This is a genomic window from Streptomyces sp. WAC 06738, assembly GCF_003945505.1.
In the GTDB taxonomy this organism is placed as follows: Bacteria; Actinomycetota; Actinomycetes; order Streptomycetales; family Streptomycetaceae; genus Streptomyces.
The window spans coordinates 4,483,021-4,501,980 of the sequence record NZ_CP029618.1 but is presented as its reverse complement, the minus strand read 5'-3'; the positions used below and the strand labels follow the sequence as shown (position 1 = coordinate 4,501,980).

Here is an 18,960-nt window from a genome sequence, read left to right as displayed (position 1 = left end):
TCGCGCGCACGCCGGCGGCCCGGGCGGGCGCCCTGCCGCCACCTCCGCGGCGCCTCCCTAGAATTGGCGGGTTCGCGGCCCCGACTGCCCGCGGACACCGGGGCGGAGCGGGCGGAGGAATCGGGCATGTCCCAGCAGCGACCGGGCGACGCCGGGGCACCGACGATGCGTGACGTCGCCCACCGCGCCGGGGTCAGCACCATGACGGTCTCGCGGGTGCTGAAGGGCGACGCGCGGGTGAGCGAGGAGACCCGGCGCCGCGTGCTGGCCGCCGTCGACGCCCTCGGCTACCGGCTCAACGCGACCGCGCGCAGCCTGCGTCTCGGCGGCAGCGGCATGATCGGGCTGATCGTCACCAACCTCGCGAACCCCTTCTACTCGCGGCTCGCGCTCGGCGTCCAGGAAGTCGCCTCGGAGCACGGGCTGAGCATGCTGCTCAGCAACACGGGCGAACAACTGGACCGCGAGCGCGGGCTGGTGGAGGATCTGGCGTCGCGGCAGGTCGCGGGCATGATCGTGGTCCCGGCGGGCGGCAGCCACAGCCATCTCACGCCCGCGGCGCTGCGGGACATGCCGGTGGTGCTGGCCTCCCGGCCGCCGTCCGGCATGGAGGCGGACTGCGTCCTCGTCGACGACTTCGGCGGTGCCCGGGACGCCACCGCGCGGCTGCTCGCCGCGGGCCACCGCCGGATCGGCTTCCTCGGCAACCCGCCGGCCATCCACACCGGCGCCGAGCGTTTCCGCGGCTACCGCGCCGCCCACGAGGCGGCCGGTCTGGAGCCGGACGACGGCCTCGTCCGGCGCGGGCTGACGGACGTGGCGACGGCGGAGCGGGCGGCGCGGGAGCTGCTGGCCCCGGGCGGAGCGCCAAGATCCGGCACCGCGCCCACGGCGCTCTTCTGCACCAACAACCGCCTCACCCAGGGCGCCATCCGCGCGGTCCGCGCCCTCGAACTGCCGGTCGCGCTCGCCGGGTTCGACGACTTCGACCTCGCCGACGTCCTCGGGATGCCGCTGACCATCGTGTCGTACGACGCGGACGAGATGGGCCGGCAGGCCGCGCGGCTCCTCATCGACCGCATCAACGGCGGCCCCACCGCCTCCTGGCCGCCGCGGCGCACCGTCCTGCCGACGCACGTCATCCGCTACGGGCCGGAGTGAGCCGGCGCGCACCACCGCGCCGGGCGGATTCCCGGCGCGGGGCGTGCGGCGCGTGCGGGCGTACGGCGCGCGTGCGGCGCGTACCGGCGTCGTCAGCAGGACATGCCGTTGGGCTCGTCGATCTCGACCGAGCTGAAGAAGTCCCGGAACGAGGAGAAGAAGTTGCCCTTGCCGCCGGGGCTGGTGACCGCCATGCAGCCGGTGTAGTCGGCGTCGGACCACAGGTTGATCCAGTACCCCGTCCGGTTCCAGTCCGACTTGGCGCGGTCGTCCATGCCGACCGCGGCCAGGTTCGGGGTGTCGTCCTGGAGGGCCACCATGTCGCCGGTGCCGTCCAGGCCGGAGAAGAGGCAGTAGTGGTCGGCCGGACAGCGGTCGTAGCCGTCGGCCACCGCCTGGGCGGACGCGCCGGGGGCGGCCAGCAGGGCGGCGGCGGCCGCGGCGGCGGTGACGAGGGCGGCGTGGAGCTTCTTGGTCATCTCTCTCCTCGGTGGGGGCAGAACCCGAACACCCCGCCGCCCACGGGCAACCCGGGTCGGCGGGGGAGCATGCGCGAGCGGCGGCAGGTCGCCGCCGCCCGGTTACCGGAGTGTCTCAGTCCAGGGCCTCGAACGCCTTGACCAGCTTCCGCTGATAGTCCGTGATCTGGTAATAAGAACCGAGCTTGTAGTACTCCTCCTGGGGCGTCAATGTGAGCCCGTAGACGAGGGTGCGGTTCTCGCCCGCGTACGCGTACGGGGCGTTGTTCGCGTACGTCGAGAACTGCGTGACCTCCGGCTCCGACGTCGTCGGTGCCAGGGTGGGGTCGGAGCTGATGACGGCCAGGCAGAGGCGGTCGCCGGCGTCGGAGTCGTAGCTCAGCGTCGGGTACACCGCGAACGATCCCTTGGCGAACTCCAGCCCCAGCTCGCTCGGCTCGATCAGGCCCATCTCCGCGGCCAGCGCCTTCACCTGCGCCGGTTGCAGGTAATCGGTGTCCAACTCGCTGAAGTACAGGTTCACCTGCCGCTTCGGGTAATCCACCGAAACCATCTGGACCTTGTCGAGCCCGTAATTCGCGAAGAGCTTCGCGTTCGCCCGCGCACTGGCCGGCATCGACGGCACGTCGAGCAGATCGGCCAGCGGCTGCGGCTCGTTGGTCGGGAAGGAGGCGTACGTCTTCTTGAATCCCGTGCTGACCATTCCGTCGATGGCGTACATGCCGAGCGGAAATCCCTCGCGCAGTTCCGCGAGGAGATTGTCGACGGGGTGGCCGGTCTTCTCGGTAAGGCCGCGCCGCAGCGCCGTGGTGAACGGGTCGCCGTGGTCCGTGGGTACCGAGATGCTGAAGTCGAGTTCCGTCGCCCGGCGGCCGCCCGCCATCGAGAAGACGACGACGGCATCCGCGAGCACGTCCTGGTACGCGGTCAGGACCGGCCGGACCTTTTCCCGTGCGACGGGCACACCCAGGAGCCCGGCCGCTTCCTCCATGGCGGAATAGACACGTTCGACGTCGTTAGCCCCGGCCATGGAATCCTCCGCCTTCGATCACGAGTGACTACGGGGGGCCTGGTCGGACTGGGTGGAGCCAGGTCGGCACACCGGCATGTCTCGGGGGTGTCCCCAGACCGTGGCCGCCGCCTGCTGCTCCACTCCCCGATTTTCGCCGAGCCTACGGGCCCGGACTGTGCATCCACTTGGCGTTCACTTGGCGTCGGACCGGTCGTCGGCGGTAGCACGGCGCCATGCACGTGACCCGCCGTGTCCGGCAGGCCCAAGTCGGCACCAACTCAGCCCCCAGTGCCGCACTAGGCAGCTACCAGATGCTGACGGCACCATGGCTGGAACGGGGATTTCCCGGCGACGGACGGGACCCATCCGCGTCGACCTCGAAGATGTACGAAGAATACCGAGAGGCGAACATGCCAACTCCCCGAGGCAGGGTCCTCCTGGCCGAGCCCCGAGGCTTCTGCGCCGGTGTCGACAGGGCAATCGAGATCGTCGAGCGTGCGCTGGACATTCATGGCGCACCGGTGTACGTGCGCAAACAGATCGTGCACAACGAGCACGTGGTACGTGAACTCGAGGAGCGCGGCGCGATCTTCGTCGACTCCGAGAACGAGGTGCCGGAGGGCGCGGTCTGCGTCTTCTCCGCGCACGGCGTCTCCCCGCAGGTGCGCAGCAACGCCGCGGACCGGCAGTTGAACGTGATCGACGCGACCTGCCCGCTGGTGTCGAAAGTGCACCAGGAGGCGCGGCGGTTCGCGCGGGACGAGCGGACGCTGCTGCTGATCGGCCATGCGGACCACGAGGAGATCGAGGGCACGTACGGCGAGGCGCCGGACCGTACGCTGATCGTGGAGGACGCGGAAGAGGCGCGGCGGATCGAACTGCCCGAGGGCACGCGGTCGGCGTTCCTCACCCAGACGACGCTCTCGGTGGACGACACCTCGGAGATCGTCGACATCCTGCGGGAGCGCTTCCCCGGGATCGTGGGCGCGGGCAGCGAGGACATCTGCTACGCGAGCCAGAACCGGCAGAACGCCGTCAAGGCCATCGCGGCGGAGAGCGACTTCGTGCTGGTCGTCGGCTCGGAGAACTCCAGCAACAGCGTACGGATGGTCGAGGTGGCCGAGGCCGCCGGCACCCCGGCGCGGCTGCTCCCGTCCGTCGACTCGCTCGACCCGGCCTGGCTGGAGGGCGCGGAGACGGTCGGCGTCAGCTCGGGCGCCAGCGCGCCGGAGGTGCTGGTCGAGCAGGTGGTGGCACGACTCGCGGAACTGGGCTACGGGGAGGTCGATGCGGTCGTGACCGCGAAGGAGAACGTGGTGTTCCGGCCGCCTGCGGGCCTGACGCGCACGACGGGCGAGAAGGACGGGGCGGAGCACGCCGCGGACCCGGGCGCGGCCACGGGACAGCTCCTCAGCCGGGTCTCGGCCCGGATCGAGGACCTGCTGGCGGCGGAGCGCAAGACGTGGGACGACGTCGACGCCCGGATGACGCGGCCGATCGACGCGATCGCCCACCTGGTCGCGGCGGGCGGCAAGCGGCTGCGGCCGACGTTCTGCATCAGCGGCTACCTCGCCGCCGGCGGCGCGCTCGACGGCTCGCAGGCGGAGGACGCGGTCGTCTCCGCGGGTGCCGCGCTGGAACTGCTGCACGCCTTCGCCCTGATCCACGACGACGTCATGGACAACGCCCCGACCCGCCGCGGCCGGCCCACCGTCCACAGGAAGCACGCCGCCGTCCACGCCGAGCAGGGCTGGGCGGGCGAGCCCCGCCGCTACGGCGACGGCGCGGCGATCATCGCGGGCGACCTGGCGTACGGCTACGCCCACGCGGCCGTGGAGGCGCTGTCGGGCCCGGCGCGCCGGGTGTGGAACCACCTCGGCACCGAGATGATCTTCGGCCAGCAGCTCGACATGTCCCTGGCCGCCGAACTCGTCCCGGACCCGGCGCTGGCACGCTACGTCGCCGTCTGCAAGTCGGGCCAGTACACGATCCACCGGCCCCTCGCCCTGGGCGCGGTCATCGCCGGCCGCGACGACCTGGACGACGCCTTCGAGGCGTACGGCGTGGCGGCGGGCGAGGCGTTCCAGCTCCGCGACGACCTCCTCGACGCCTTCGGCGACCCGGAGGTCACGGGCAAGGCGGCGGGCCTCGACATCCGCCAGCACAAGATGAACCTGCTGCTCGCGCTGGCGGCGACGAAGGACGCGGAGGTGGCGCGCCTGGTCGCGGACGGCGGCGACTGGGACCCGGACCGCCTGCACGAGGCGCTGCGGGCGTCGGGGATGCGGGAGGAAGTGGAACAGCGCATCGAGGACCTGGTGGCGACGGCCCACAAGGCACTGGAGGACGCCCCGCTGGCACCGGGCTGGCGGGAGCGGCTGAAGGAGATGGCCGTCGAGGTCGCCTACCGCGAGACCTGATCACCGGCGGGCGGACACCGCGCCCTCGCCCCCGGGTCGGCCGGGGACGAAGGCGCGGGCCCGCACGTCCGGCGGGGCGGGGCTAGGCGCCCGGGAGATGGCCGGTGAAGGCGGTCTGGAAGAACGCGTTCTTGGCGAAGTGCTCCAGATAACGGGGATCGCTGACTTCGAGCGTGAAGAACGCGGACGTCCCCTCGGGCTCGTCGGCGTCGGCGCCGGCCGGGTCCTCGTCGTCCTCCTCGATCGTCCAGGAGACGATGATCTCTTCGGTACGGCGGGCGAACGCGCCCGGCTCCGGCGTGAGGCAGATGTAGTGGACGCCGTCCGAGAAGCCCCGGCCGCCGTAGGGGTCGATGCGGCCCTTGTAGAACTCCTCCGCCTTCACGCGGGGTATCCGCACCTCGGTGGAGCCGTCCTCCAGCAGATAGCCGTCCTCGTCCACCCGCGCCTTCGGCCCGAAGTACAGCTCGAAGAGCTCCTTGAACTCGGCCTCGGTCTCGGCCGACACGGGCCCGGCACCGAAGTCGCCGCCCTCGCTCCAGGCGTCCATGATGAGCTGCAGCCCGAAGGCGGGCCCCTGGTCGAACCCGTAGTTGTCGGGATCGCGGTACTGCACGGTGCCGGAGAGGGTCGTCCCCCGGGTCGCCTCGGTGAAGACGTCGAAGATCATGGTCATGCGGCAGGAGCCTAGCGACGGGGACTGACATCGACTCGGATACCGCGCAAGAGGCAGGTCATCGCACCCAGCGCGGGCAGAACCCCACGTGCGGTTGCTCCCGGTCACGGATGTCCAGCGGGCCTGTCGTCAGTAGTAGCCCTTCGTGCCGTCGACGAGTTCGCGGACGATGTCCGCGTGGCCCGCGTGCCGTCCGGTCTCCTCGATGAGGTGGATGAGGATCCAGCGGAGGTTCGCGTGGTTCCGGGGGAAGCCGGGGTGGCGGGCGACGTCGTCCAGGGAGGCGGAGGCGATGATCTCGTCGCTGCGGGCGCACTGGGCCTCGTAGTCCGCGAGGGCCTGCGCGAGGGTGACGCCCTCGGTGGACCAGTCGGCGTCCTCCCCCGCGGACTCGTCGAAGGCCGGGTTCCGCGAGCTGTCCCCGCCGAGGAAGATGACGTCGAGCCAGGCGTGCTCGGTCCAGCGCATATGGACGAGGAGCCCGGCCATGGTCATGAGCGGCGACGTCGGGACGACGGAGCGGTGTGCGTCCGCCTCGCTCAGTCCTTCGCACTTCCAGCGCAGGATTCTTCGCTGGAGTTCGAGCCAGCCGGTGAGCGAGGTGTGTTCGTCGGCGAGGAGAGGAGGGCGTTCGAAGACAGGAGACATGGTGGGGGACGCTAGCGCGCGGGGTCGCGGGGTGTCGCAGGGTTTTCTGCGGGGCGCGGGCGGGCCCCGCGGGGGCCGGCTGGGGCCGTCCCCTGCCACGCGAGGGACCGGCGAGCGCCGGCCCCCGCGCCTCCCCCCCTCCTACGCCTCCGGCTTCTTCGCCATGACCACCACCCCCGGCCCGGTCTGCCCGTCACCCGGCAGCCGCAACTCCGCGACCGGCCGCAGCCCCGCCCCCTCGATCAGCGCCACGAACTCCTCCGGCCGCCACCTGTGCGTCGTCCAGCGCACGCCCTCCTTGCCGTACGCCTCCGTCCGGACCAGATCCCCCTCCCCCACGTGCGTCCCGGTGAGGAAGTGCCCGCCCGGCTTCAGCGCCCGCGCGAACAGACCGAGCACCTGCGGCAGGACGTCCCGCGGGAGGTTGAACAGCGACCACCACCCGAGCACACCGCCCAGCGACCCGTCGGCGAGTTCGAGGTCGGTCGCGGAGGCGACGCCGAAGCGGCACTGCGGGTGCAGCCGGCGGGCGTTCTCGATCATGCCGGGCGAGAGGTCCACGCCGGAGGCGTCCAGACCGCGTTCGGCAAGGTACGCGGTCACCTGGCCCGGCCCGCAGCCGACGTCGAGGACGGGGCCGGAGTCGCCCACGGCGTCGGCGAACACGTCGACCGCGGCCTTCAGCCAGGGGTACCGGCGGATGTCGGCCATTCCCGTGGTCCGCATCAAGTGGACGTAGTTGTCGGCGACTTGGTCATAGGACGTGCGAACGGCGTCGAGGTCTGCCGGGCGGTCGATACGGGGGGTGTCAGCGCGCATCCCGCCAAGGTAGGGCAGGGGTCTGACAGCGGCGCCCGGTGCCCGTCAGTCCTTGCGGCCGACGCCCGCGTAGATGCCGACCTCCCGGTACTGCTCGGGCGGCGGCGTGTCCGGGCGCCAGAACGGGACCTGCACCAGGCCGGGTTCGACCAGGCCGAAGCCCTCGAAGAACGGCTCGATCTCCGCGTACGGGCGCAGGTTCAGGCCCGCGGTGGCCTTGTTGTAGACGGCCTGCGCGTCGGTGCGGTCGGCGAAGTCGCCGGTGGCGTGCGAGAGCACCAGGAAGCTGCCGGAGGGCAGCGCGTCCCGCAGGGCGGCGACGACCTCCCGGGGCCGGTCCGCGTCGGTGAGGAAGTGGAGCACGGCCACCAGGAACACGGCGACCGGCTGGTCGAAGTCGAGGACCCGGCGGACGTCGGGGTGGTCCAGGATGGACCGCACGTCGCGGACGTCGGCCTGCACGATGCTCGTCGCGCCGGCCTTGCTGAGCAGCGCGTCGGCGTGGGCGCGGACGATGGGGTCGTTGTCGACGTACACCACGCGCGTGTCCGGCGCGGTCTCCTGGGCGGTCTCGTGCACGTTGGGCGCGGTGGGCAGGCCCGTACCGATGTCGAGGATCTGGCGGACGCCGTCGGCGACGACGTGGCGCACTGCGCGCTGGAGGAACGCCCGGTTGGCGCGCAGCCCGATCCGCGCCTCGGGAGCGGCGGCGACGAGCTGTTCGCCGGCCTGGCGGTCGACCTCGTAGTTGTCCTTGCCGCCCAGCAGGTAGTCGTAGATCCGCGCGGGATGCGGCCTGCTGACGTCGATCTCCTCGAAACGGAAGCCCTCCGTTGTCACACTGCGCTCCTCTCGACGTCCGCCACAGTAGTACGGAAGAACGGCAGTACGACCCCGGTTCGACCTCCTGCCCGTCATCACGCACCCGGGACCATGTGCCCAACGGCGAAGGAGGAGTGCCATGCCTGGCTGAGGTGACGGTGCGGTGTGACGACAGGTCCGCGGCGGCGGCGAAGCTTGAGGTGTTCCTGCCCGCGTACCGGGAGGTCTACGACGAGCCGCCGCACCGCGAGGGCCCGGAGGACACCGCGGGCTTCGCCGAGCTGCCGACGACCAGGCCCCGACCGCATAGCTGCTGGTCAGGGCCTTGGTGTGTGGGTGCCCCCAACGGGATTCGAACCCGTGCTACCGCCTTGAAAGGGCGGCGTCCTGGGCCACTAGACGATGAGGGCCGACGGCCCGCCGGGGCGCTGGCTGAGCTGCGCTCGGGGGCTCCAGCAGGATATGGGATGGCGGGGGAGATCGCCAAAACGATTCCTGCCCAGCCCCCGCGCGCATCCGGCGGGCCGTGGGACGGAGGGGTCCGGGGAAACCCGGTGGGGTCAGGCGATGACGAAGAGGAGTGAGGCGAGGCCGAAGGCCGAGAGGCCGATCGTCGTCTCCATCACCGTCCAGGTCTTCAGCGTCGTCTTCACGTCCATGTTGAAGAACCGCCCCACCAGCCAGAAGCCCGAGTCGTTCACGTGGCTGGCCGTGACCGACCCCGCCGCCGTGGCCAGCACGATCGCCGCGAGCTGCACCGCGTTGTAGTCCGCATCCAGCACGACCGGCTGGATCAGTCCCGCGGCCGTCGTCAGGGCGACCGTCGCGGAGCCCTGGGCGACGCGGAGTGCGGTGGCGACGACGTACGCGACGACGATGACCGGCAGGCCCAGGTCGCTCATCGCGTCGGCGAGGGCGTCGCCGATGCCGCTGGCGCGCAGGACGCCGCCGAACATGCCGCCGGCGCCGGTGATGAGGATGATCGCGCAGACCGGGCCGAGCGCCGAGTCGACGAGCTTCTCGATCATCTCCAGGCCCTTGCCGCGGCGCGTCCCCAGGACGTACGACGCGACGAAGACCGTCAGCAGCAGCGCCACCGGCGTCGAGCCGAGGGCGCGGGCGACGTTGTACCAGGACTCCGTGTCCTCCACCCAGCCCGCCGCGCGGGCGGTGTCCAGGCCGGTGTTGGCGAAGATCAGCACCAGCGGGAGGAGGAGCAGGCCGATGACGGTGGCCGCGCTCGGCGGGTCGGTGTCCTTCTCCTCCTGCGGGCCGCCGGTGAGGATGTCCGGCACCTGGAGGACGATCTTCTCGCCGATCCACAGGCCGTAGAGGTAGCTGGTGACGTACCAGATCGGGATGGCCATGACCACGCCGATCGCCACGACCAGACCCACGTCCGCGCCCAGCAGCTCGGTGGCGGCGACCGGGCCGGGGTGCGGGGGCACGAAGACGTGCATGACGGAGAACGCGCCGGCGGCCGGCAGTCCGTAGCGCAGGACGCCGCCGCCGAGGCGGCGGGCGATGGTGAAGACGATCGGCAGCATCACGACGAGGCCGGCGTCGAAGAAGATCGGGAAGCCGAAGATCAGCGACGCGACGCCGAGCGCGAACGGGGCGCGGTCCTCGCCGAACTTCCGGATCATGGCGTCCGCGAGGCTCTGCGCGCCGCCGCTCACCTCCACCAGCCGGCCCAGCATCGCGCCGAGGCCGACGAGCAGCGCGACGCTGCCCAGCGTCGTGCCGAAGCCGTCGGTCGCCACGGGGATCACCTGGGCGGCCGGGATGCCGGCGGCGAAGGCGGTGAGGATGCTGATGGTGACCAGCGCGAGGAAGGCGTGCACGCGCAGGTAGATCACCATGAACAGGAGCACGGCCACGGCCGCGCCGGCTATCGCGAGCAGCGGGCCCGCGGACATCGTCTGGGTCCAGTCTTCGACCTCTTGGGCGAGATGCACCGTCGTCATCGGAAAAGCTCCATCGCTTCTCGGGTACGGGGACGGGGGTGAGGGGGCGGATCGGGTGAGCGGGTCGGGGGAGGGTGAGCGGGTTGAGGGGTCAGGCGGAGGCCGGCGGGGGCTGGGGCAGGCGCAGGCGGCGTAGCGCCTCCCCCGCCACCTCCTCCGGCGTCCCCCCGATCTCCACCACCACCCCGTCCTCGTCCGCCGTCAGCGGCTCCAGGTCCGCCAACTGCGAATCCAGCAGCGCCGGCGGCATGAAGTGGCCCGACCTGCCGCCCAGTCGGCGGGCGAGCGTGTCGTGGTCGCCGTGCAGGTGGACGAAGCGGACGCGGGGGCCGGCTTCGCGGAGGATGTCGCGGTAGGCGCGCTTCAGGGCGGAGCAGGTGACGACCGCGTTCTCGCCGGCGTCCGCCCGCCCCGCCAGCCACGCGGCGATCGCCCGCAGCCACGGCTCGCGGTCCGCGTCGGTGAGGGGGGTGCCGGCGCGCATCTTCTCGATGTTCGTACGGGGGTGGAAGTCGTCGGCCTCCGCGAGCGCCCAGCCGAGCCGGTCGGCGAGGAGCATGGCGATGGTGCTCTTGCCGGCGCCGGAGACACCCATGACCACGAGCCCGGTGTGGGTGCCCGGAGTGGCCTGCCGGTGCGTGGAAGGCGGGGACATCAAGACCTCCCTGGAACCTAGAATGGTGTTACCAATCGCCGGGAAAGGTAGCACCAATGTGCGAGATCGGGGAAGTGCCCTGCCCGGGATACTCTTCAGCGGTGGAGCTACGGGACGTTGGCCATGGGAAGCGGGAGAACGCGACGTCCCCGCCGCCCCCCGCCACGGACTCCGTCGTCCTGCACAGCTCGGTCCTCGACACCCTCGGCGAGGAGATCACCGGCGACGCCCTCCCGGAGGGCCACGTGCTCACGCTGGAGCAGATCCGCGAGCGCTTCGGCGTCTCCCGCACCGTCGCCCGCGAGACCATGCGGATCCTGGAGTCGATGGGCCTGGTCCGCTCCCGCCGCCGGGTCGGCATCACCGTGCAGCCCCGCGCCTCGTGGAACGTCTACGACCCCCGCGTCATCTGGTGGCGCCTCTCGGGACCCGGCCGCAACGCCCAGCTCCGCTCGCTGACCGAACTCCGCATCGCCGTCGAGCCGCTCGCCGCCGGTGCCGCCGCCCGCAGCGCCTCCGCCGCGGAACGCGAACGGGCCACCGAGATCGCCGCCACCCTCCGCACCCTCGGCGAGGCCGGCGACCTCGACCGCTTCCTGGAGGCGGACATCGCCTTCCACACCCTGCTGCTCCAGGCCAGCGGCAACGAGATGTTCGGCGCGCTCGCCGACGTCGTCGCCGTCGTCCTCCAGGGCCGTACCCAGCTCGGCCTCATGCCCCACCACCCCGAGCCCGCGGCCCTCGACCTGCACGAGGCCGTCGCCGACGCGATCGCGGGCGGCCGGCCGCGGGACGCGGAGACCGGGATGCGGGAGCTGCTGGCGGAGGTGCGGCACGCGATGCTGCCGCTGTGGGAGCCGCGTACGCGCAGGGGGTGAGCGCACGCGGATCGCGTACGGGCACGTCACGCTCACCGATCCGCTCACCGATGAGGCGCGCCTGCCTCCCGTGCGCCCGTCCCCGTACGGCAAAGGGCCCCGCCCGTCGTCCTTCGACGACCGGCGGGGCCCCTCGGCTGTCCGGCTCCCGTGAGCCGGAAGCCGTCAGTGCTTCTCCAGCTCCACCTTCGGCAGGATCTTCGCCAGCGGCGCAGGCAGCCACCAGGCGCGCTTGCCCATCAGCTCCATCGCCGCGGGCACGATCATGCATCGGATGATGACCGCGTCGACGAAGATCGCCACCGCGAAGGCCAGGCCCGCCTGTTGCAGCATCCGGGTCGGGCTGAGGACGAAGGCCGCGAAGATCACGATCATGATCGAGCCCGCCGCCGTGATCACCGAGCCGGTGTGGGCCAGGCCCTCCCGTACGGCGCGTGAGGGATCACTTTCCTTGGAGTTGACCCATTCCTCGTGCATCCGGGAGATGAGGAAGATCTCGTAGTCCATCGAGAGGCCGAAGACGATCGCGAAGATCATCACCGGAATGTATGCCTCGATCGGTCCGCCCTCGAAGCCGAACCGCCCGTCCTGGAAGACCAGCTTCATCACGCCCATCGCGGCGCCGATGCTGAGGAGGTTCAGGAACGCGGCCTTGAGCGGGATGAGAATCGACCGGAACACCGCCATCAGCAGGACGATCGCGAGTCCCACCACGATGGTCATGAACAGCGGCATCCGGTCGGCCAGCTTGCCGGCGTAGTCCTCGGACGCGGCCGTGGCCCCGCCGACGAGATAGTCCGCGCCGTTGTCCGCCGTCAGCCCCGGCAGCACGTCGTCGCGCAGGGTGCCGACCAGATCCGTGGTCTTCTCGTCCTGCGGCGAGCTGACGGGGTAGACGAGGACCGTCGCGGCCTCGCCGTCCGGCGTGGGCATCGGGGGCGCGGTGGCGGCGACGCCCTCGGTCTCGCCCAGCTTCTGCGCCGCCGCGGTGGCGGCCTCTTCCGCGCTGCCGTCGCCGCCGTCGGTCACGACCAGCAGCGGGCCGTTGAACCCGGGGCCGAAGCCGTCGGAGAGCAGGTCGTATGCCTGGCGGCTGGTGGAGTCGCTCGGGTCGTTGCCCGCGTCGTTGAACCCGAGGCGGATGCTCAGCGCAGGGAAGGCGAGGGCGCCGAGAAGCACCGCCGCCGTCAGCAGGGCGGCCAGCGGGCGCTTCTGCACCGCCGTCGCGAGCTTCCGCCACCGCTCGCCGTCCTGGACCTTGCCCTTGGCCTTGCGCTTCTCGGCCCGCGCGAGGAACTGCCGGGCGAAACGCTTGCCGAAGATGCTGAGCAGCGCGGGCAGCAGCGTCAGCGAGGCGATCATCGTCATCAGCACGGTCAGCGCCACGGAGAGCGCCATGCCCTGGATCGCGCCGAGCCCGAGGGCGGTGAGGCCGAGCAGCGCCAGGAGGACGGTGCAGCCGGCGAAGAACACCGACCGGCCCGCGGAGTCCATGGCCGTGATGGTGGCCCGTTCCGGCTCCACGCCCTTCACGAGTTCTGTCCGGTACCGCGCGAAGATCAGCAGCGCGTAGTCGATGCCGACGCCGAGGCCGACGAGGAACATGGTCGCTGCCGTCCAGGACGCGATGGTGAAGACGTGCGACGCCAGCATGACGACGCCGACCGTCGAGCCGACCGCGAAGAGGGCGATCACGATGGGCAGGCCGGCCGCGATGAAGGTGCCGAACATCACCACCAGGATGACCAGCGCGGCGGCGATGCCCACCATCTCACCGACGTTGGTCTCGCCCTCCGCCAGCGTCCGGACGGCTTCACCGCCCAGCTCGACCTGGAGTCCCTCGCCCTCGATCTCCTGTGCGGCGTCGACGATGCGCTCGGTGTCCTCCACCGGCATGTCCGCCGAGGCCACCTCGAGCTGCACGGTGGCGTAGCCGATCGTGCCGTCCTCGGAGATGGCGTTCGGGTTCTCGTAGACGCTCTGGACACCGCCGACGTTGGGCAGCTTCGCGACCTCCGCGAGCATCGGCTCGACGCGCTGCTGCACCTGGGCGAGCCCGCCCTCGTCGTGCAGGACGATCTCGATGGTGTCCCCGGCGCGCTCCGCGCCGTGATCTTTCAGCAGGTCGGACGCGGCCTGGGCCTCGGTGCCGGGGAGCGAGATGTCGTCCTTGTAGGCGTCGCCCACGGCGGTGGCAACGCCGACTACGCCGAACAGGACCGCCACCCACAGGCTCACGGCAATCCATTTACGTCGGTAGGCGAAACCCCCGACCCGGACGAACACCCCCTTTTGCAGGGGCGGTTCCGCGGTTTCTTCTCGATTATCGGTAATCGTCATGGTCTCTTCCCCGGAGGGTCGTCTAACGTCCCCGGGGTGGCCCCGGGCTTCCGTAGCCTGTTGACGACGTAGCCCTTCGAGGTGTGACATGGATACTCGTGGGAACTGGGCCGTGTCACCGTGTGACCGGCCCTTCGGCTGAACGGGACAGGGGAATGACGAATCGGGACGCGCGGGAAGCCGCACCGGACACCGGACGAGCCTCCCAGCTGAGCGCGGAGGACCTGCTCGCACGCTCCTTCGAGGCGAACAGGCCGCGGCTGCTGCGCGTGGCGTACACGATGACCGGCTCCCTGGTGGAGGCCGAGGACTGCGTGCAGGAGGCGTGGCTGCGACTGCGGCGCCTCGACGACCCCGGCTCGGTACGCGACCTGAGCGCCTGGCTGACGACGACGGTCAGCCGGCTGGCGCTGGACGCCCTGAGCAGTGCCCGGGCGCGGCGCGAGCAGTACGTGGGCACGTGGCTGCCGGAGCCGCTGGTCGCGGACCGCTCGGACGATCCGGCCGATCGGGTGACGCTGGACGAGTCGGTGAGCATGGCGCTGCTGGTGGTGCTGGAGCGGCTGTCGCCCGCCGAGCGCACCGCGTTCGTGCTGCATGACGTCTTCGGTGTGCCGTTCCCCGAGATCGCCGAGGTCGTCGGCCGCTCCCCCGCGGCCGTACGGCAGCTCGCCTCGCGTGCGCGGCGGCAGGTGGAGGACGGCCGGCCGCGGACGCCGGCGACGGAGGCGCAGCAGCGGGAGCTGGTGGAGGCGTTCACCGCGGCGTGCCAGGACGGCGACCTGCCGGGGCTGATCGCGCTGCTCGACCCGGACGTGGTGATGCGCGGCGACGGCGGCGGCAAGGCCGTCACGCTGCAGCACACGGAGCGCGAGTCGAGCCGGGTGGCGCAGAAGATCGTCGCGTACGCGGGCTACGTGGGCCCGGTGGACATCCGCCCGATCGAGGTCAACGGCAGGGCGGGGCTGGCGATGCGGGGCAACGACGGGTATCTGTCGGTGCTGTCGTTCACGGTGGACGCGGGGCGGATCACGGCGATCGACATCATGCGCAACCCCGACAAGCTGGCGAAGGTCCCGGACCTGGACTGAGGTCCGGACCGAGCGGGGGCCGCGTCCGCCGCGGCCCCCGGGTGCCCGGCACTCAGCTCCGCGGGACCGGGAAGGCCACCGGGCTGCGCTGCCCGGCGCGGTTCACGGCCCGTACGCCGAAGAAGAGGTTGTCCTTCGACGCGCGTACGGTGTGCCGGGTCACGTCGCCGACCGGCTCCACCTCCGTCCACTCCGGCGCCGTCGTCTCCCGCCGCACCACCTCGTACCCGGCCAGGTCCGGCTCGGTACCGCGGTCCCACACCAGCTCGGTGTCGTTGGTGAGCGCGGAGGTGACGATGCCCACGCCCGTCGGCGTGCCCGGGGCCTGGGCGAGGGTCCAGACGGCGGCGAGGTTCACCCGCGCGACGCGCGCGATGTAGTCGAAGTCACAGAACTCGGGCAGGTCGCCGTACTGCTTGCCGTCCTCCACCCGGACGTCCTGGTGCTGGTGCGCGTAGTCCTCGGCGGGCTCGGTGAAGCGGGCGGCGGGAAAGCGGCGTTCGAGGAACGGGATGTGGTCGCCGCCGCGGAGGTAGCGGTCGCGGCGGTAGATCACGCGGACGCCCATGCCGGTGGCGTCGTTCTCCGCCACGTCGCGGACGAAGCGGGCGAGTTGCCGCGCCGGGGAGTCGTTCTCGCCGCCGACGGAGCGGCGGGTGCTGGCCTCGGCGGGGGTCTCGGCGGTGGGGACGCCCTCGGCGAAGAGCCGTACGGTACGGGGGTCGCGGGTGCCGTCGTCGGCGGTGGAGCTGCCGACGATGTCGTTGGTGAACATGCCCTGGACCCGGACGCCCCCGGCCCGGAACTGCTCCGCCATGTGCGCGGCCCCGTACAGCCCCTGCTCCTCCCCCGCCACCGCGGCCAGCACGATCGTCGCGGCGGTGCGGCGGGTGGCCAGCACCCGGGCCAGCTCCAAGGCGACGGCGACGCCGGAGGCGTCGTCGTCGGCGCCCGGGGCGTCGGAGGTGGCGTCCATGACGTCACTGGCACGGGAGTCGTAGTGGCCGGAGACGACGTAGACGCGGTCGGGGTCGGTGTCGCCGCGCAGGGTGGCGAGGACGTTGGTGATGCGGGTGGGGACGGGGATGCGGTTGGCGGGCTGCTGGACGTACGACTGCAGCTCGACGGTCATCCGCCCGCCGGAGGCGGCGGCGTGCCGGCGCATCCGGCGGTGGATCCAGTCGCGGGCCGCGCCGATGCCGCGGTCGGGGTCGTCCTGCGTGGAGAGGGTGTGCCGGGTGCCGAAGGCGGCGAGGCGGCGTACGTCGGCCTCGATCCGGACGGCGTCCACCTCGGCGAGCAGGGCCCGCAGCTCCCGTCCCGGCCGCTGGGCGGTGGCCGGCGGGCGGCCGGCGCCCTGGTCCGCGGGCGCGGCGGGGCCGCTCGCGGCGGCGGGTCCGGCCGTGATCCCGGCGGCGGCGGTGGCGGCGGCACCGGCCGCCAGGACGGTCCTCCGGTTCGTACCTCGCGGGTGCGGCGACACGGGGTCTCCCCTCCGTAAACTGGCAGTGGCCATGTCAATTACGGGCGCTGCCATGCTCGTTGACGCCGAGGCACCTGACAACCCCGCCCATCGACACCGCGTCGCGGCCCGGGGGACGTGCGGCGCCGGGGACACAGGCCGGGGCCGGGACGGGCGGAGACGGGGCGGCTTCCGCGAGCGAGACGGCACGCCGCCGCCGGCCATACCCTGGCTGTCGCCGACGCCGCCCCTCCGGGCCTTGCTCGACCTCCCGTTTTCCGTACGTCCCGCATCCCGCAGGCGGGAGCGGCACCGGGCGGAACGAGACGCCCCCACGCCGGTGGTGGGCCGGGTGGGGGCGTCGGACCCGGACGGGTGGTCCGGGGTGGGCGGGCGGGGGAGGGTCCGCCCGGCCGGTCAGGGGGCGGTGCCCCAGGTGAGGGTGCCGGAGGTGTAGACGCCGACCCGCGGGTTGTCCGCGTAGCCGGTGTTCGTCGCGCGGCTGTAGTCGTCCGCCTCGTTGAAGTTCGACCAGTCGCTCTTCGCCAGCCGCACCTGGATCTCGCCCGTCGACGCGCCCGGCGCCAGCGTGCCGGAGCCGAAGCCGACCTCCAGGTACCGGTCCGCGCCGGGTGCGGAGGAGCCGGACGCGCTCACGCCGTGCGTGACGCTCCCGCAGCCGACGACGGCCCAGTCGCACCACGTGGAGAACGACGTCGCGCCGGAGTCGCCGCTGAACCAGTAGCGGACCTTGACCGAGGCCAGGTTCACCGGCGTGCTGCCGGTGTTGACGAGTTGGAGGCCCATCCGGATCTGGTTGTCGGTCACGGCCGAGTCGGTGTTCTTGTACTGCGCCTTCACCGCGCCGCCCCCGCCGCCGTCGCTGCCGGTGGTGGCGGTCACCGTGGACGTACGCGCCGAGGCGTTGCCCGCCGCGTCGCGGGCGCGGACGGCGTAGGCGTACGACGTGGACGCCCGCAGCCCGCTGTCCGTGAACGACGTGCCGGCCGTCGAGCCGACCTGCGTGCCGTCGCGGAAGACGTCGTACGCGGTGACGCCGACGTTGTCGCTCGACGCCGTCCAGGACAGGGAGGCGGTGGCCCCCGTCGTCCCGGTCACCCGGAGCCCGGTGGGCACGGTCGGCGCCTGGGTGTCGTCGCCGGGGCCGGGACCGCCGCCGTCGACGGGCGGATAGGCGTTCGCGACGAGCTGGCGGAACTGCGCGGAGAACCAGTGGCCGGCGAGCGGGGAGTCCGCGAGGGCGCCGGTGGGGTTGTTGCCGTTGCGCGGGTTGCCCCCGTACGTGGGGTCGCACATCCGGTCGAAGCCCTTGCCCTCGTCGTTGTCGATGGGGCGGCTGGAGCCGTCCGACTCACCCGGGGGCTTGGCCCACACGTAGGCGTCGATCCCCGACTCGGGTGCGGCGACGGGCCGTTCGCCCAGACCCGCGCCGGACTGGTTGCACCAGTTGCCGGCGTGGATGCGCCGGTCGACGCGGCCGCCGTCGACGAAGGCGTCCACGGAGGTGGTCGGCCCGGGGCCGGTGGGCCGGGCGGCGCCGCCCCAGCCGTTGCGGGAGGTGTCGATCAGCATGCCGATGCCCGGGTCGAAGCCGCCGCGGGAGACGAGCAGGCCGCGCAGCGCCTGGGCGTAGGACAGTTCGTCGGCGTACTGGTTCCAGTCGATCCACTTCGCCTGCCGCACCGGGGTGCTGCCCACACTGCCGCCCACCTCGAAGTACGGCTCGTGCAGGGCGGAGTAGTTGGCCGTGTTGACGATGAATCCGTGCACGTCGGAGACGGTGGCGCCCTCGGAGGTGGCGGCCTTCTTGAACTCGTCCACGGCGGGCGCCAGGTTGGAGTCCCAGCCGAGCCAGCCGTGGTGGGCGGCGTCGACGTAGTTGTAGACGTTGGGGATGTCGGCCAGCGTGCTCAGCGCGTAGCCGACGCCCTTCTCGTAGTTGCCGAGCTGCTTCATCCGTACGCAGGCGTCGGTGGAGCCGTCGGTGCCGCCGGCGTTGGTGACCATGTTCGGCAGCGAGTCGGGCTCGATGAGCGTCACGATCCGCAAGCTGGCGTACTTGGGGTCGGCCAGGATGTCGGCGATCGGGTCGATGTACTGGGACTTGTAGAGGTCGAGTTCCTCGGGCTTCAGCTCGCCGTTGGAGGCGAGCGCGGAGCAGTCGCGGCCCGGCAGGTTGTAGATGACGACCTGGAAGAGGTCGGCGCCCTGGTCGAGCGCCTCGTCCAAGTGCCGTTCCAGGCCCCAGGCCGCGCCGATTCCGCCGATGGCGGCGCGGCGGTCCATCCAGACGAAGGTGGGCTGGTCGGCGATCGCCTCACCGCCGTCGGCGGTGGCCCTCGCGGCCCACTGGGGGTTCACGTACGGGGTGGCGCCGGCGTACGGGTTGTCCACGCGGGCGGCCGCCGCGCCCGCGGCGGGCGCCGCGGTGCCGGTGAGCACCAGCGTGGCGCCGACGGCGAGTGCGGCGAGGATCGCCGCGGGCCGCCACGGTCTGCGTCGCGTACGG

At 72.0% G+C, this 18,960-nt stretch carries 15 protein-coding genes and 1 tRNA gene; 4 read left to right on the top strand and 12 right to left on the bottom strand.

The genetic code is table 11. From position 1 onward, the window contains the following. Positions 1–126 precede the first annotated feature (126 nt). Positions 127–1,161 carry a LacI family DNA-binding transcriptional regulator gene (locus DMB38_RS19620; RefSeq protein ID WP_125936271.1) on the top strand — a complete coding sequence of 345 codons (1,035 nt, stop codon included), beginning with the start codon at positions 127–129 and terminating at the stop codon, positions 1,159–1,161. A gap of 92 nt (positions 1,162–1,253) precedes the next feature. Here the strand turns inward: DMB38_RS19620 and DMB38_RS19615 are convergent, their stop codons facing one another. Together DMB38_RS19615 and DMB38_RS19610 are read right to left on the bottom strand one after the other, a co-directional pair. Next, complete coding sequence (locus DMB38_RS19615) at positions 1,254–1,640, bottom strand: peptidase inhibitor family I36 protein (RefSeq protein ID WP_125936270.1); 387 nt, start codon at positions 1,638–1,640, stop codon at positions 1,254–1,256. Positions 1,641–1,755: 115 nt separating this feature from the next. Further along, the gene (locus tag DMB38_RS19610; RefSeq protein WP_125936269.1) at positions 1,756–2,670 is read right to left on the bottom strand and encodes an aromatic prenyltransferase; all 915 of its coding nucleotides are present in this window, start codon (positions 2,668–2,670) and stop codon (positions 1,756–1,758) included. A 392-nt stretch (positions 2,671–3,062) separates the two neighbouring features. Here DMB38_RS19610 and DMB38_RS36965 point away from each other — a divergent pair, with 392 nt between their 5' ends. Continuing rightward, positions 3,063–5,072, top strand: a complete 2,010-nt coding sequence (locus DMB38_RS36965) for a 4-hydroxy-3-methylbut-2-enyl diphosphate reductase (protein WP_240662375.1) — start codon at positions 3,063–3,065, stop codon at positions 5,070–5,072. An 82-nt stretch (positions 5,073–5,154) separates the two neighbouring features. Here the strand turns inward: DMB38_RS36965 and DMB38_RS19600 are convergent, their stop codons facing one another. The 7 genes from DMB38_RS19600 to DMB38_RS19565 all read right to left on the bottom strand — a co-directional run bounded on the left by DMB38_RS19600 (position 5,155) and on the right by DMB38_RS19565 (position 10,659). Continuing rightward, the gene (locus DMB38_RS19600) at positions 5,155–5,748 is read right to left on the bottom strand and encodes a hypothetical protein (protein ID WP_125936268.1); all 594 of its coding nucleotides are present in this window, start codon (positions 5,746–5,748) and stop codon (positions 5,155–5,157) included. A gap of 129 nt (positions 5,749–5,877) precedes the next feature. After that, positions 5,878–6,396 carry a DinB family protein gene (locus tag DMB38_RS19595; protein WP_125936267.1) on the bottom strand — a complete coding sequence of 173 codons (519 nt, stop codon included), beginning with the start codon at positions 6,394–6,396 and terminating at the stop codon, positions 5,878–5,880. A 141-nt stretch (positions 6,397–6,537) separates the two neighbouring features. Further along, the gene (locus DMB38_RS19590) at positions 6,538–7,215 is read right to left on the bottom strand and encodes a class I SAM-dependent methyltransferase (protein ID WP_125936266.1); all 678 of its coding nucleotides are present in this window, start codon (positions 7,213–7,215) and stop codon (positions 6,538–6,540) included. A gap of 45 nt (positions 7,216–7,260) precedes the next feature. Further along, positions 7,261–8,055 (bottom strand): SAM-dependent methyltransferase, encoded by a 795-nt coding sequence (locus tag DMB38_RS19585; protein WP_125936265.1) that lies wholly within the window; start codon positions 8,053–8,055, stop codon positions 7,261–7,263. Between the two features lie 319 nt (positions 8,056–8,374). Beyond that, positions 8,375–8,447, bottom strand: a tRNA-Glu gene (locus tag DMB38_RS19575). A gap of 150 nt (positions 8,448–8,597) precedes the next feature. Next, positions 8,598–10,004, bottom strand: a complete 1,407-nt coding sequence (locus tag DMB38_RS19570) for a GntP family permease (RefSeq protein ID WP_125936264.1) — start codon at positions 10,002–10,004, stop codon at positions 8,598–8,600. A gap of 91 nt (positions 10,005–10,095) precedes the next feature. After that, positions 10,096–10,659: a gluconokinase gene (locus DMB38_RS19565; RefSeq protein ID WP_125936263.1), complete on the bottom strand. Its 564-nt coding sequence runs from the start codon at positions 10,657–10,659 to the stop codon at positions 10,096–10,098. Positions 10,660–10,760: 101 nt separating this feature from the next. On the opposite strand from DMB38_RS19565, the gene DMB38_RS19560 reads away from it, so the two are divergent. Beyond that, positions 10,761–11,537, top strand: a complete 777-nt coding sequence (locus DMB38_RS19560; protein WP_125936262.1) for an FCD domain-containing protein — start codon at positions 10,761–10,763, stop codon at positions 11,535–11,537. Between the two features lie 165 nt (positions 11,538–11,702). Here the strand turns inward: DMB38_RS19560 and DMB38_RS19555 are convergent, their stop codons facing one another. Then, complete coding sequence (locus tag DMB38_RS19555) at positions 11,703–13,823, bottom strand: MMPL family transporter (RefSeq protein ID WP_125939143.1); 2,121 nt, start codon at positions 13,821–13,823, stop codon at positions 11,703–11,705. Between the two features lie 209 nt (positions 13,824–14,032). Here DMB38_RS19555 and sigJ point away from each other — a divergent pair, with 209 nt between their 5' ends. Further along, positions 14,033–14,968, top strand: coding sequence for an RNA polymerase sigma factor SigJ (gene sigJ, locus DMB38_RS19550; protein ID WP_125936261.1), 936 nt, complete (start codon positions 14,033–14,035; stop codon positions 14,966–14,968). A gap of 52 nt (positions 14,969–15,020) precedes the next feature. On the opposite strand, the gene DMB38_RS19545 is transcribed toward sigJ, so the two are convergent. Continuing rightward, positions 15,021–16,451, bottom strand: a complete 1,431-nt coding sequence (locus DMB38_RS19545; protein WP_125936260.1) for a M28 family metallopeptidase — start codon at positions 16,449–16,451, stop codon at positions 15,021–15,023. Positions 16,452–16,847: 396 nt separating this feature from the next. Beyond that, entirely contained in the window at positions 16,848–18,893 is a 2,046-nt protein-coding gene (locus DMB38_RS19540) for a glycoside hydrolase family 6 protein (protein ID WP_125939142.1), read from the bottom strand. Between the last annotated feature and the right edge of the window lie 67 nt (positions 18,894–18,960).

Coding starts and splice junctions, on each gene's coding strand:
- DMB38_RS19620 (WP_125936271.1), top strand. CDS start 127: ATGTCCCAGCAGCGACCGGGCGACGCCGGGGCACCGACGATGCGTGAC.
- DMB38_RS19600 (WP_125936268.1), bottom strand. CDS start 5,748: ATGACCATGATCTTCGACGTCTTCACCGAGGCGACCCGGGGGACGACC.
- DMB38_RS19590 (WP_125936266.1), bottom strand. CDS start 7,215: ATGCGCGCTGACACCCCCCGTATCGACCGCCCGGCAGACCTCGACGCC.
- DMB38_RS19615 (WP_125936270.1), bottom strand. CDS start 1,640: ATGACCAAGAAGCTCCACGCCGCCCTCGTCACCGCCGCCGCGGCCGCC.
- DMB38_RS36965 (WP_240662375.1), top strand. CDS start 3,063: ATGCCAACTCCCCGAGGCAGGGTCCTCCTGGCCGAGCCCCGAGGCTTC.
- DMB38_RS19570 (WP_125936264.1), bottom strand. CDS start 10,004: ATGACGACGGTGCATCTCGCCCAAGAGGTCGAAGACTGGACCCAGACG.
- DMB38_RS19565 (WP_125936263.1), bottom strand. CDS start 10,659: ATGTCCCCGCCTTCCACGCACCGGCAGGCCACTCCGGGCACCCACACC.
- DMB38_RS19610 (WP_125936269.1), bottom strand. CDS start 2,670: ATGGCCGGGGCTAACGACGTCGAACGTGTCTATTCCGCCATGGAGGAA.
- DMB38_RS19595 (WP_125936267.1), bottom strand. CDS start 6,396: ATGTCTCCTGTCTTCGAACGCCCTCCTCTCCTCGCCGACGAACACACC.
- sigJ (WP_125936261.1), top strand. CDS start 14,033: ATGACGAATCGGGACGCGCGGGAAGCCGCACCGGACACCGGACGAGCC.